The sequence below is a fragment of the Sphingobium sp. TomMM7A genome, assembly GCF_055397305.1.
The window spans coordinates 617,022-629,521 of sequence record NZ_AP027312.1; the positions used below are offsets into that span (position 1 = coordinate 617,022).

12 protein-coding genes are annotated in these 12,500 nt (G+C 62.4%); 9 read left to right on the plus strand and 3 right to left on the minus strand.

Annotation, left to right across the window (positions count from 1 at the left end):
* Positions 1-121 precede the first annotated feature (121 nt).
* Genes ACZ5ZH_RS15515 through ACZ5ZH_RS15550 form a run of 8 tightly spaced genes read left to right on the plus strand, consistent with a single transcriptional unit; the run spans position 122 to position 8,863 of the window.
* Complete coding sequence (locus ACZ5ZH_RS15515) at positions 122-1,549, plus strand: aldehyde dehydrogenase family protein (RefSeq protein ID WP_464772921.1); 1,428 nt, start codon at positions 122-124, stop codon at positions 1,547-1,549.
* On the plus strand, positions 1,546-2,541 hold the full coding sequence (locus ACZ5ZH_RS15520) for a phosphotransferase (RefSeq protein WP_464772922.1): 996 nt from the start codon (positions 1,546-1,548) through the stop codon (positions 2,539-2,541). Before ACZ5ZH_RS15515 ends, ACZ5ZH_RS15520 begins: the two co-directional genes overlap by 4 nt.
* Positions 2,541-4,064, plus strand: a complete 1,524-nt coding sequence (locus tag ACZ5ZH_RS15525) for a class I adenylate-forming enzyme family protein (RefSeq protein ID WP_464772923.1) — start codon at positions 2,541-2,543, stop codon at positions 4,062-4,064. Before ACZ5ZH_RS15520 ends, ACZ5ZH_RS15525 begins: the two co-directional genes overlap by 1 nt.
* The gene (locus tag ACZ5ZH_RS15530) at positions 4,054-5,226 is read left to right on the plus strand and encodes a saccharopine dehydrogenase family protein (protein WP_464772924.1); all 1,173 of its coding nucleotides are present in this window, start codon (positions 4,054-4,056) and stop codon (positions 5,224-5,226) included. The genes ACZ5ZH_RS15525 and ACZ5ZH_RS15530 overlap by 11 nt, the downstream gene beginning before the upstream one ends.
* Positions 5,223-6,029: an SDR family NAD(P)-dependent oxidoreductase gene (locus ACZ5ZH_RS15535; protein WP_464772925.1), complete on the plus strand. Its 807-nt coding sequence runs from the start codon at positions 5,223-5,225 to the stop codon at positions 6,027-6,029. Before ACZ5ZH_RS15530 ends, ACZ5ZH_RS15535 begins: the two co-directional genes overlap by 4 nt.
* Complete coding sequence (locus ACZ5ZH_RS15540; RefSeq protein ID WP_460988331.1) at positions 6,026-7,183, plus strand: NAD(P)/FAD-dependent oxidoreductase; 1,158 nt, start codon at positions 6,026-6,028, stop codon at positions 7,181-7,183. The genes ACZ5ZH_RS15535 and ACZ5ZH_RS15540 overlap by 4 nt, the downstream gene beginning before the upstream one ends.
* Positions 7,180-8,052 carry a 5'/3'-nucleotidase SurE gene (gene surE, locus ACZ5ZH_RS15545; RefSeq protein WP_460988330.1) on the plus strand — a complete coding sequence of 291 codons (873 nt, stop codon included), beginning with the start codon at positions 7,180-7,182 and terminating at the stop codon, positions 8,050-8,052. Before ACZ5ZH_RS15540 ends, surE begins: the two co-directional genes overlap by 4 nt.
* Positions 8,045-8,863, plus strand: coding sequence for an SDR family NAD(P)-dependent oxidoreductase (locus ACZ5ZH_RS15550; protein WP_464772926.1), 819 nt, complete (start codon positions 8,045-8,047; stop codon positions 8,861-8,863). The genes surE and ACZ5ZH_RS15550 overlap by 8 nt, the downstream gene beginning before the upstream one ends.
* A gap of 60 nt (positions 8,864-8,923) precedes the next feature.
* Here ACZ5ZH_RS15550 and ACZ5ZH_RS15555 read toward each other — a convergent pair whose 3' ends face one another.
* The 3 genes from ACZ5ZH_RS15555 to ACZ5ZH_RS15565 form a co-directional block, all read right to left on the minus strand.
* Positions 8,924-9,268 carry a hypothetical protein gene (locus tag ACZ5ZH_RS15555; protein WP_464772927.1) on the minus strand — a complete coding sequence of 115 codons (345 nt, stop codon included), beginning with the start codon at positions 9,266-9,268 and terminating at the stop codon, positions 8,924-8,926.
* Positions 9,265-10,527 carry an ethanolamine utilization protein EutH gene (locus ACZ5ZH_RS15560; protein WP_464772928.1) on the minus strand — a complete coding sequence of 421 codons (1,263 nt, stop codon included), beginning with the start codon at positions 10,525-10,527 and terminating at the stop codon, positions 9,265-9,267. The genes ACZ5ZH_RS15555 and ACZ5ZH_RS15560 overlap by 4 nt, the downstream gene beginning before the upstream one ends.
* Before the next feature lie 79 nt (positions 10,528-10,606).
* On the minus strand, positions 10,607-11,185 hold the full coding sequence (locus ACZ5ZH_RS15565) for a TetR/AcrR family transcriptional regulator (RefSeq protein WP_464775227.1): 579 nt from the start codon (positions 11,183-11,185) through the stop codon (positions 10,607-10,609).
* Between the two features lie 469 nt (positions 11,186-11,654).
* Here ACZ5ZH_RS15565 and ACZ5ZH_RS15570 point away from each other — a divergent pair, with 469 nt between their 5' ends.
* A complete protein-coding gene (locus tag ACZ5ZH_RS15570; protein WP_464772930.1) occupies positions 11,655-12,437 on the plus strand; it encodes an AraC family transcriptional regulator in 783 nt (260 codons plus the stop codon).
* Positions 12,438-12,500 lie beyond the last annotated feature (63 nt).

The window sequence follows — 12,500 nt, forward strand, 5'->3', positions numbered from 1 at the left end:
AGAATTGGGATTGATCGACGCGAGCGAAGCGTCTCGGAATTTCGTCAAGGCAGACGGCCTACGGCGTTGTTCGGGATGGCCCGGCAAGATCGCCTGTAACTGACTCGAGAGGACTGGAGCGATGTCATTGGATTTCTTTCCCACGATCGCGAACCGCGAATGGCGTGAAGGCAAGGTGGAAGCGGTTATCGAGCCTGCGACCGGGGATCAGATCGCCGAAATGGTCGATGTCGGCGAAGCTGGGGTGGAGGCGGCTGTAGGCGCGGCCAAGGATGCGCGCCGATCATGGGCGGCCACCACGCCGAAGGATCGCGCGGCGATGCTGTTGCGCCTGGCCGACGCGCTTGAAGCGAATGCCGATCAGTTCGCGGAACTGGAAGCGCGCGACGTGGGCAAGCCTTTGGCCGACGCGCGGGCGGAAATGTTCTCCGCAGCCGATAAGTATCGGTTCTTCGCGGGTGCGGGCAGGGCGCTGACCGCGCCTGTATGCGATGAATATAAGCCGGGCATCACCAGCCTGGTGCGGCGCGAGCCCTTGGGCATCGTCGCCGCGATTGCGCCCTGGAACTATCCCATGGGGTTGACGAGCTGGAAGATTGGCCCGGCACTGATGGCGGGCAATACCGTGGTGCTCAAGCCGACGAACGAAACCCCGCTGACATCCCTTCTGCTCGGCCGCATCGCTGCGGACATATTCCCCGCTGGCGTCCTGAATGTCGTGACGGGCGGTGGGGACAGTGTCGGCAAGGCGCTGGTGCGGCACCCCGACGTTGCCATGGTTTCGCTGACCGGCGGCACCAGCACCGGCAAGACCATCATGCGCGACGCCGCCGACATGGTGAAGAAGGTCCATCTGGAACTGGGCGGCAAGGCGCCAGTGCTCCTGTTCGACGATGCCGATCTCGAAAAGTTCGTGGCGACGATGCGCGGCGCTGCGTTCCGCAACTCAGGTCAGGACTGCACGGCGGCAACCCGCGTCTATGTGTCGAAGGCGCTGTTCGGCGAAGTGACCGAACGGCTCGTGCAGATGGCGGAAGGACTAACCGTCGGCAACGGCTTCCTCGACCCGGCGGTCCAGATGGGGCCGGTGGTGTCCCAGCGCCATCGCGACAGCATTGCGCGGCAGGTGGAAAGAGCGGTGGGCGAGGGCGCCCGGATCGTCACCGGCGGCGAGGGTAGCGGCGCTTTCTATACGCCCACGATCGTCACCGGGGCGGACCAGCGTTCGGCCATCGTCCAGGAGGAATTGTTCGGCCCCGTACTGGTCGTCAACACCTTTGATGACGAAGATGACGCGATCGCAAAGGCCAATGACGTTGCCTACGGCCTGGCGGCGTCGATCTGGACGCGGGACATCAATCGCGCCGTCAAATGCGCTGCGTTGATCGAAGCCGGGACGGTCTGGATCAACGATCATGGCCCGACTGCGGCGGAGATGCCCTTTGGCGGTTTCAAGCTGTCGGGCATCGGCCGCGACATGTCGATCCATGCGATCGAGGAACATACGGCGCTCAAGCATGTCGCCATCAGCCATGGATATCAGCTGTGACGGTCGCGTCTGGCATGAAGCTTGGCTTCGCGCCGGGAATTGGTCCGGCGCTGCAGGAACAGGTGACTGGCATCCTGTCCCAGTGGACGCTCCCTGATCTTGCTGACGATTATCAGGTCAGCGCGATGAGCGGGGGTGGCAGCAACGTCAATCTGAAGCTGGAAGGATCACGCCACGCGCTCGCACTGCGCGTCTGCGCACCCGAACCGGAGCGTTGGGGCGTTGACCGCGCTGCATCCATCCAGGCGCAGAGCGATGCGGCGCGAGCGGACCTTGCGCCCAATATCCTGGCCTCGACATTGCCGGAGGGGCATTTCCTGTGCCCGTTCCTGAACGGTGGCGTGATGACGCCCACGCGCATGCGGGAAGAGGGACTGCTGGGCGATGTCGTGGAAACGCTGCGCAGCCTCCATGCGCAGCCGACCTCCGGCCGCGCCTTTTCGCCCTTCGAGGATGCGGCGCATTTCGTGAAACTGGGCGATGCGGAAGGTGCGGTACGACCCGCCGAGTTTCCGGAAATGTATGATCGTGTCAGGCAGATCGCGCAGCTTTTCGCCGCTATCGATGCCCCGCGGGCATTCTGTCACAGCGATCTCGTGCCGCAGAATTTCATCGTCGGCGACCGGCTGCGCCTTATCGACTGGGATTATGCCGGGATGGGCTGGGTCGCATTCGAAATGGCGAGCTTCGCCTGTCAGGCCACCCTTACGGACGGAGAGACGGAAATATTTCTGCGCCTGTACGATCCCCAGCTCGATGATAGTCAGCGCGCCCGTGTTGGGCTGATGCGCGCGGTCGCGGGGGTCCGGGAGGCGGCCTGGGCGGCCATGGCCGAACCGATCCTGTCTGCCCATACGACGCCGCTCGATGGCTGGACCTATCAGGGCTATGCCAATTCCAACCTGACCGAAGCGCGCAAGGCTTGGGAGAAGGGGAGTTTTGCCGAGATGCTGAAAGCTGCGGCTCATGTGCGAGAAGGGGCGCGTTTCTGATGCCGCCTTTCGAAACACTTTGGCATGCGCTTCGTCATTGGGCGGACGAAACGCCGGGACGGATCGCCCTGCGTCAGGGTGAAAGATCGGTCGAATATCATGATCTCGCCGCCAAGGCGGAAGACTATGCGCGTTTCCTTCGCTCGTCCGGCGTACAGAGCGGAGACCGGGTAATCATCGTCGGCCTCAACATCATCGAATGGGTCGTCGCCTATCTCGCCGTCATGCGTCTCGGCGCCATCGCCGTGCCCGCCAACAATCGCATCAGTGCGTTGCAGATGGCTGGCCTGGTCAACTTGCTTGAGGCGCGCGTAGCGATTGCGGACGAACGCCACGCATCGCTTCTTGCCCAAGCGTCGATCTTGGTGCTCCCGCTGGAAATGGCCACGGCCATGACGGCGCAGGGGGATCTGCCCGATTTCGTGACGGGAGAAGCGCCCGCCCTGATCAGCTTCAGTTCCGGAACGACTGGCGAACCAAAGGGCGCGCTGCTCAGCACCGCAGCCTTGTGCATGACGTCGGAAGTCTTTCGCCAATTCTTCCGCGCGACCAGCGCCGACAGCACTGTTGTGATCGCCCCCATGTTCCACAATACAGGCTTCATCGACCAGTTCGGCCAGATGCTGCTGGCGGGCGGGGAGACGATGCTGGTGGAGGAATTTCACCGCAAGGAAGCGATCGCCGCCTTCAAGGCCGCGCCCGCCACCTTCGTCACCGCCGTGCCCAGCGTGCTGCGCATGCTGATGATATTGGACGATGCCGACGCGGTGTTCGGACCGGCCCGAACCGTCTTGTTCGGCGGATCGCCGATGCCCGCTGCCTGGTCCCGGGAGATGCTGGAACGCTGGCCCCATCTTGAGCTGGTCCATGGCTATGGGCTGACGGAATTTGGCTGCGCGTGCAGCTTCCTCCCGCCCGCGATGATCACGGACTTTGGCGAATCCGTCGGCTTTGCCGCCCCCTTCGCAGAGCTGCGGGTGGTGGGCGAAGACGGCCGGGATGTCGCGCAAGGGGAGTCTGGCGAAGTCTGGGTCGCGGGGCCGACCCGCATGACGGAATATTGGCGGCGCCCCGAGGCTAATGCTGAAAAATTGTCGGGCAAATGGTTGCGGACAGGCGACCTTGGCCGGTTCGATGATGCTGGCCGCCTGTATCTGGACGGGCGGCGGGACGATGTCATCAACCGTGGCGGCGAGAAGATACTGCCGTCCCATCTGGAGTGCCTGCTCGCGGAATTGCCAGAGATTGGCTATTGCGTGGTAATCGGCATTCCCGATCCGGTGTTGCAGGAAGTGCCCGTCGCGGCGCTTGAAATCCGGCCGGGCCGGACGTTCGATGAAAATAGTGCGCGTGCTTTCCTGGCCGCGCGGCTGCCCGCCTATGCGATGCCGGTTCACTTCATCCTTTTTGATCCCTTCCCGCGCATTGCGTCCGGGAAGGTGGACCGCCGGAACGTGCGCGATGCCGTCATCGCGATGCTGAACGATCAAGGCCCAAATTCGGGAGAGACTGATGAAACGTGAATTCGATGTCGTGGTGATCGGGGCTGGAGGACGCCAGGCGCAAGCCATGCTTGCGGCGGCCGCGCGGGGCACCGATGTCACGCGCTGGCTCGCGCTCGATCGCGCCTGGCGGTCCGAAACGCTGGCTGCAACGCAGGCACTTGGCATGCAGACGAGAGAACAGGACCCGCTGTCCGATGCCGACACGCTGGACGCGCTGATGCGTTCGACGTCGATCGTCGCGAATCTGGCAGGCCCCTATTACCGCACGGGCTTTACCGTACTGGACGCAGCGATCGCGGCCGGAACCGATTATCTCGATATCTGCGATGACGCCGACATCACGGTTCCGATCCTGTCGCGCGACGAAGCCGCCAAGGCGGCGGGCGTTACGGCGATCATCGGGCTGGGTTCGACGCCGGGCGTGTCGAACATCCTCATCCGTCTAGCGGTCGATCATCTGAATGGCGCGGACGATGTCGAGATTGCCTGGGTGGTCGATGCCAAAGACATGACCGAGGCGGCGACCAAGCATTTCTGGCATTGCTTCAACCTTGTCGACTTCGACGGGACGGTTCATCCCGTTCCGCTTCCCGGCGAGATGCATTCGCGCGTCGTCGATTTCCCCGGAACGGTCGGCCGACAGACGGTGGTAAAGCTGGCCCATCCCGAACCGCTTACCCTCCCCCGCTTCCTGCCCGTCAAACGAGCGGTCAACTATGGAGCGATCGCCCCGATCGACGCGCATGCGGTGGCAGCGGCCCTTGCCGCCGTCGCGGATGAGCAGCAGCCCGGCAGCTCGGGTGAACGCACCGACATGCTGGTCAAGGCGTTCCAGCAATTCCTCGCCCGCTTCGAAGGTGGGGAACGGATCGGAAGCGGGTTGCAGATCGACGTCCATACCAACGGCAACGGGCTTCGCTACGCTTCGGGCGCGGACACCAGCATGGAAGAGGCCACTGGCGTTCCAGCCGCCGCAGGGGTGCTGATGCTTGCGGAAGGTGATACGCCGCGCGGCGGCGTGTTCGCGCCCGAAGCACTGTCGCCCGAAAAGTTCTTCTCCACTCTTCGGCGCGTCAGTCTCGGCGGTGGCGGGCTGGGCGTCTATCGTCTCGAAAACGGACGCCAGGGTGAAAGGCTGCGTATTCGCGACCTGATGGCGGGAACATCGGAGGCTGCATGAGCGAGGATCTGGCAGGCAGGGTCGCGCTGGTCACGGGCGGAGGCCGGGGACTGGGCGAAGGTATCGCCCTAACCTTGGCAAAACGTGGAGCGGCGGTCGTCTTGAGCGGGCGCAACCCCGTTGATCTTCAGGCTACCGCGAAGACGATCGAGAGCATTGGCGGCAGGGCGAGCGTGCAACCGGGCGATGTTTCATTGACCAGCGACGTCGAAAAGGTCGTGTCCGGCGCGTTGGAAACCCATGGGCGCCTGGACATTCTGGTCAACAATGCGGGAATTGCCGACGAAGCGGCGTTCCTCGACATTGACGAGGCGGCATGGCGGCGGGTGATCGACGTCAACCTGAACGGCGTCTTCTTCATGACGCAAAGGGTAGCGCGGCAGATGCGCAGCCAGGGTAACGGCGGCGCCATCATCAACATTGGGTCGATCGAAGCGCATGCGGCGGATGGCCCCTTCGCCAGCTATGTTGCCGCCAAGTTCGGACTGCGCGGCATGACCATGAGCGCGGCGATCGAGCTGGCCGAATATGGCATTCGCGTCAATTCCGTCAGTCCCGGCTGGGTGCACACCAAGATGGTGGAAGAAGCGCTTCGGCCCGCGATGCTGCAACACATGCTGCATGATTTCAGACGCGTACCCATGAAGCGCATGGTCACCGTCGATGAGGTTGCAGGCGCGGTCGCCTTCCTCGCCAGCGATGCCGCATCGGGCATAACCGGCACCGACCTGGTGGTCGATGGCGGCACCCTCGCGGACATCCATGTCCATCGTTCGCTTCCCACTGATGAGGATAAGCAGTGACCCGTCCCCGAATCGCCATCATCGGCGCTGGCACCGCCGGTTGCGGCGCCGCCCTTCGTGCCGCGGAACTTGGCGCGGACGTCATCGTCCTGGAGCGGGAGGCGCCCGCCAGCGGGTCGTCCGGTCGTTCCGCTGGCGTCTATAATTATCAAACGCTCAACCCGCTGGACATCGAGATTCGCATCCGCGCCAAGGAACTGTTCCTGCGGCTGGAGCGAGAGCGTGGACTGCCGCTCGCCAAGATCGGCAATGTCCGCGTTGCCTATACCGACGAGCAGATGGACCGGCTCGCCGCCGCGGTTAAGGTGCAGCGCGAACTGGGCGGCATGGATTCCCGGCTGATCGATCGGGAGGGCCTCCGTCAACTGGTGCCCGACATGCGGGTGGATGATCTGGCGGGCGGTCTGCTTGGTCCTACCGACGGGCATCTGGATGGCTATCTTCTGTGCACGACGCTTCTTGAAGAGGCCAAGGAGAAGGGCGCGCGTGTCAGTGTTCAGACCGATGTGCTTTCTCATTCCAAGGCGGGCGGGGTGCATCGGCTGGAAACCAGCAAGGGCGTGGTCGAAGCCGACATCGTTATAAATGCGGCTGGCGCATGGGCGGGGAATGTCGGCAAGCTGCTGGGTCATGCGGTGCCGATCAAGCCGCAAGTACATGAAGTCTTTCTGGTCCGATTGCCACGGGACCTTGGCTATACCGTTCCGATGGTCAATCTCTATATGCCGGGGCAGGAGGGCGAGGGTCTTTATTTCAGGCAGGATGGTCCCGACAGCCTGATCGCCGGGCTTCACACCTATGAAGCTATCGACGGACTCGATGTCGACCCCGACAGCTTCAGCCCGCCGTCTGGCGACGATCATCTGATCACTGTCGCAACTCTTCTGACCGAACGGATGGGCATGGATGATTTCGGCTTTTCCAACGGCTGGTTCGGCCTCTATCCCATCAGCATGGACGATCGTTTTCAGGTCGGGCCGTTCGAAGCCGATCCTTCCGTGCTGGTGGTCGGCGGGCTTGGCGGTGTTGGCGTTACGTCTGGCTCGGTCCTGGGCATGTGTGCGGCGGAATGGGCGCTATCCGGCAAGCCTGCGACCGTGCCCGGCGTAGAGGCGCTTCGGCCCGACCGCCCCAGTTTGAGCAGCTTTCGATGAGCGAGGTTATCATGGACGTTCTGTTGACGAACGATGACGGGTATCAGGCGGGCGGCATGGCTGCCATCCGGGACGCGATGATCAATGCGGGGCTCAACGTGCTGTCTGTGGCGCCTGACGGGCCACGCAGCGGCACGTCCCGGTCGGCCTCTTTCCGCAAGCCGGTGGTGATGACGCGCGATGGGGGTGACGATCGCAACCCGATCTATCGCGCCGACGGGACGCCCGTCGATTGCGTGCGCGCCGCGATCTTGTCCGGCTTGGCAAAGGATGTCCGTCTGGTCGTTTCCGGCATCAATGAAGGCGCTAATCTGGGCGACGACGCCACCTATTCGTCCACCTTCGGATCTGCGGCGGAAGGCGCATTGCTCGGCCTGCCAGCGCTGTCGATTTCGCAGCAGGCGCGTGACGGGCGCTTCCGCTTGGTCGATCTCACCGATTATGACTATGGCTGGTGCAGTGAGGTCGGCGCTGAATTGGCGGCGTGGATGATAGCCAGCCCGCCGCCGCCGCGCAGCATCCTCAATGTCAATGCGCCTGGCATGTTGAAGGACCGCCGCCTCAAGATCACCGCGCTCGACCATCGCGTCTGGGACCCCGGCCATTATGAGGCGGTGGAAACGGACACCGGCCACGGCTGGTACACATTCCTTACTAATGTCGATCGCGATCCCGTGTTCACGATGCGGCCGGGGTCCGACGCCAGCGCCGTTGCGGCGGGCCATGTTTCGGTCACGCCGGTCAGCTTCGATTTTGGCGATGTCCGCGCGGCCGGTCGCCTGCGCCGCTGGCTCAGGCAGTCGGTGGAGATTATCGATCCGCGCCTGGGCGCCAGCGACGGTGAGTGCGGGAGCGGCTGCTGTGGATGAATGGCCGGTCGCCCTGGTAACCGGGGCAGGGGGCGAACTGGGTCGGGCCATCAGCCAGCGGCTGGCGGATGCTGGCCATGCGCTCGCCTTGTTTGAACGCGACGAAGCCACGGCTGCGGCCCTGCGCCAGGACATGCCGGACGATTGCCTCGTCCTAGCGGCGGATCAAACCGACCGAGGTGCGATCGATCAGGCGATGGATGAGGTACGCGCCCATTTCGGCCGCCTTGACGTCGCGGTCGCCAATGCCGGATACGCCAAGTTCACCGGCTTTCTGGAGATGGAGCCGACCGTCTGGGACCGGCATGTCGCGATCAACCTGAGCGGCACCTTTCACATTTGCCAGGCAGCCGCCCGGCTGATCGCGGAGGGCCGCAGGGGTGGGTCGATCGCGGTCATCTCATCCTCGCTGGGGCTTAGGCATGCCGATCAGATCGGCGCTTACTGCGCGACCAAGTCTGCCCTGTTGATGCTGGTCCAGACCATGGCGGCGGAACTGGGCATTCACCGTATCAGGGCGAATGCTATCCTGCCGGGCGTCATAGAAACGGCCATGACCAAATGGATGGTCGAAAAGCCCGGTGTCCGCCGCGACCTTTTGCAGAAAACGCCGATCGGCCGCCTGGGCCTGACCGACGACATTGCGGAGGCTGTCGCATTCCTGTGTTCTGACAAGGCAGGCTTCATCACCGGCGCCAACCTGTCGGTTGATGGCGGGCAGTCCATCTATGGGCAACCGGCATGGACGCGTCAGGATCGCTCGACACCCTTTGAGCCGGAGTGGACGGCTGGCCTCGGCGACGAGGCGTGAAAGGAAGAATGTGACGAACATCCCGGCATATTGATCGCCGGGATGGTGTCAGGCGTGCGGCTAACGGTCGCGCCAATCGACGGGGGCGATCGCGATAAAGACGGTCGCCTGCTCCCCTTCATAGCGCAATTCAGTTCCGTTCCCGATCCACAGCATGTCCCCGGGTCCAAGTTCGTGGACCTCTTCCCCCGTGCGCAGGCGGAACTTGCCCGACAGGCAAAGGATCATTTCGTCGTATCGCACGGTCCATGGCACAGACCGGCCATCGAACGTCGCGAAATAAGCGCCCATCGTCTGGCTGCTATCAGGCCCGATCAATCGAGCGATGCTGGCCGAACCCTGACCATCACCATAATCCGACATGGGTGTATCCTGCAGGCGGAACAGGCGGATGTCGGCGGTCACAGCAGAGCTCCTTCAAGCGCGTGCAGCTTCGTATCGGACGGCGCCGCAGCCGCCTCGGCCGCTGCCTTATCCTCCTCCTCGAAGCGCAAGGCGCGTGGCACTGACAGCCAGCGCGCGACCAGAATGCCGCAGATAGCCCCGACCAGCTTGCCGAACATCAAAGGGACGATCAGCGAAGGCTGGAAATTCGCGATAAAGGCGAGGGAGTCTCCCAATATCCAGGAACCGCACACCGCATAGGCGATAGTCATCACCTTGTTGCGCGCATCCATCTCCGGGATCAGTCTGAATAGGGTCAGCGGGTTGGCGGTGGTCGCAATCAGCCCGCCGCTTCCGACCGCGCTGAAGCCGGTCAGCTTGCCGAGCTTCTCGATGGCTTTGCCGCAATAACGGCGCAGCGCGTAGACCATCGGAAAGGCACCGGCCAGCATGATGCCGATATATCCGGCGATCTCCAGCCCCCTTATGGAATTGGCCGGGTCGGCCAGCAGCGGGTCAAACGGCCATCCGCCGAACAGATGGCTGAAAACGCCCGTGAAATACTGGACGATACAAGCGCCGAAGATGAGCTTTATCGCGGCATCGGCAAGGCGACCGAAGCCCATGAACCCACGGACCATGAGGTCCGGGATGAACCGCAGGCCCGCCACGATAGCGCCCACGATGATGGTCAGTGGGAAAAGATCGTGCAGTATCTGGCCAAATGTCATGGCGAGGCGGAATGTCGCCGGGCCGCCGGTCGCGACCGTGGGCCGGATGAGCGGGTGGGTCATTGCGACGACGCTTAATCCCACGAACAGCGCGATCGGTATGGTGATAAGGCCCGCCATCATGCCCAGGGCCAGATAACGATGGTCTTTCTTGGGCAGCATCGCCAGCGCGACAGGGATGGTGAAGACGACATGCGGCCCCAACAGAAATCCGTTGAACGATGCAATAATCCAGTTCTCACGGCTGGCAGCCATGGCGTCGGCCATCTGATAGCCACCCATATCGACGGAAATCAGGGTCGTTGCCGCCATCGCCCTGTCTGCCCCAACAAAGGAAAAGAGGGGGGCAATCGCATGGGTGATGGCTGCGGACAGGACGGGGGCGGCTGCGAGAACGGCACCAACTGGAAGGAAGAGGACTCCAGTCGTGCGGATCCCCTCCATGAATTCCCAGCCCATGCCTGTGCTATCGTCCCGAACGGCGGCGATCGCGCCCCACATCGCGAACAGCATCACGACGCCGATCACATATTGACCCAACCCGCTCATTTTCGAGTCTTCCCGCCGTCATTAATACGAATGTTCATTCATATTAACCCGCCCTGCGATCTCGTCAAGTGTCTTCGGGTCAGTCAACCTTTAGCATGTTACGGGCAAGTTCCGACATACGTCGAGCCACTTTTTCCGGGCTGTCCGACCCGCCCGGGCGATACCACATTAAAACATTGTCGCACATCGTGCCTATGGCCAGCGCGCAAATGCGTGGATCCAGCGCGTTATCGGATCGTCCGGCCAAAATGTCCCGTACAATCTGGGTGAGGATGTCGAGGTAGCGGCGCATATGTGAACGTATTTCCTGCTTTGCGCCAGGACTTCCGATCCTTTCCAGCATCGCCGAATCTATCAGCCGGTCGTTCGCCTTGGCGAAGGCGGCGTTGGAAATCTGATACAGCACATGACGGCGGATGAGTGCGTTCATCCGTTCGACCGGCAGCATGTCCTCTTCGTCATTGTCCACCACTTCGCTGTTGAACATGTCGAGGGCAGCAAGAACCGCCGAAACGAGCAATTCATCCTTCGATTTAAAGTGGTTATAGAAGGCGGGCGGCTTCAGCCCAACCTCCGCCGTGATGTCCCGCAACGACACCGCTTCATAGCCGCGAGAACCGAACAGCTCCACCGCAGCCTTCAGCAACTCTTCCCGCATTCCCGATTTGCGACGGGTCCTTTTCGGCCGGACGCGGTGCGCCGAGGCGATCGGAGCCGCCGTAGCATCGCCGACCTTTGCGGAGTTCGTTTGCAGCGGTTTAACGTTACTATCCTTCACTGACACGCTTCGATGCCCCAGTCGCGAATGTATAAATGCAAACGGTCTTTCATATTAATGCATATGCCCTGTCGGACGGCGCCGTTCAAATGGAAACTATTTCTCTCGGATCGCGGACCACGTTGATGCGCGACATCTGCCTGGCGAGCACTCGCGTGCTTTTTGGCCGATTAGGCGTATAAGTTGGCCATCAACCCGCTTCGCGCCAGACGTCATTGTGCCATAAGGACGGAACACGGCCACTTCGCAGTTTCAGACGTGGCCCCGAAATTTTCCTTCGGAAGCGTGGACCCTCAGGGCGCACGCTCTAAGGACAGTGAGACTTCCAACGGGTTGGAGGAGCATTCACTTGGTTGACATTAGTAGACATACCAGCGCCGTCCATGTGCTTGCCCGCAACTTCGTCGAAGGCGACGCCATCTCGGCGCATTCGCATCCAAACGGCCAGTTCGTTCACGCTGTTTCAGGTGTCATGGAAATCAGGGCGGATCACAAACTGTGGGTTGTTCCGCCACAACGCGCCGTATGGATCCCGCCCGGGACCGTACATGAATTCCGGGCGCGAACGCCTGTTCTGCTACGTACGCTCTATATCGCGTCGGATCGAACGCCGCCCCGTCTGGGCGAAAGGGCGGGAGGATTCGTCGTCACACCGCTCGTGCGTGAACTCATATTGCGAGCGATCGACCAGGCCGTTCCCAGCTGGGATTCGGCGCGCACTCTTCGCCTGCACGCGCTGTTGCTGGACGAACTGAACGATCTACCGGCGGACGCCGTGATGCTGGCGATGCCGTCCGATCCTCGCCTTGTCCGCGCATGCGAGCAGATTCTCGATAGCCCTGGTGGCCCCGATATCGAGGAGCTTGCACGGTCATCGGGTGCTTCGGCGAGAACATTGTCGCGTCTGGCCCGCGATGAATTGGGTTGCCCTCTTTCCGTCTGGCGGCAGCAAGCGCGGATCGTCGCGGCACTGCCCAAACTCATCGCCGGAGAGCCCATCCTGAGCACGGCCTTGTCGCTGGGATACGAAACGCCCAGCGCTTTCACCGCGATGTTCAAACGCTTGATAGGAACAACGCCGACCGCCTTTGTCACCGAACGGAGCGGTTTCGCAGTGAGGCCGGAGAGATGAAGCCGTTGGATTGAAACGGGGGTTGGCGAGTGGCCACCCATCATAAACGAACAGTTGCTGCCA

What these genes read in the sequence shown, in the direction of transcription:
- ACZ5ZH_RS15525 (WP_464772923.1), top strand. Translation starts at nt 2,541, where the DNA reads ATGCCGCCTTTCGAAACACTTTGGCATGCGCTTCGTCATTGGGCGGAC.
- ACZ5ZH_RS15535 (WP_464772925.1), top strand. Translation starts at nt 5,223, where the DNA reads ATGAGCGAGGATCTGGCAGGCAGGGTCGCGCTGGTCACGGGCGGAGGC.
- ACZ5ZH_RS15515 (WP_464772921.1), top strand. Translation starts at nt 122, where the DNA reads ATGTCATTGGATTTCTTTCCCACGATCGCGAACCGCGAATGGCGTGAA.
- surE (WP_460988330.1), top strand. Translation starts at nt 7,180, where the DNA reads ATGAGCGAGGTTATCATGGACGTTCTGTTGACGAACGATGACGGGTAT.
- ACZ5ZH_RS15565 (WP_464775227.1), bottom strand. Translation starts at nt 11,185, where the DNA reads ATGCGGGAAGAGTTGCTGAAGGCTGCGGTGGAGCTGTTCGGTTCTCGC.
- ACZ5ZH_RS15530 (WP_464772924.1), top strand. Translation starts at nt 4,054, where the DNA reads ATGAAACGTGAATTCGATGTCGTGGTGATCGGGGCTGGAGGACGCCAG.
- ACZ5ZH_RS15560 (WP_464772928.1), bottom strand. Translation starts at nt 10,527, where the DNA reads ATGAGCGGGTTGGGTCAATATGTGATCGGCGTCGTGATGCTGTTCGCG.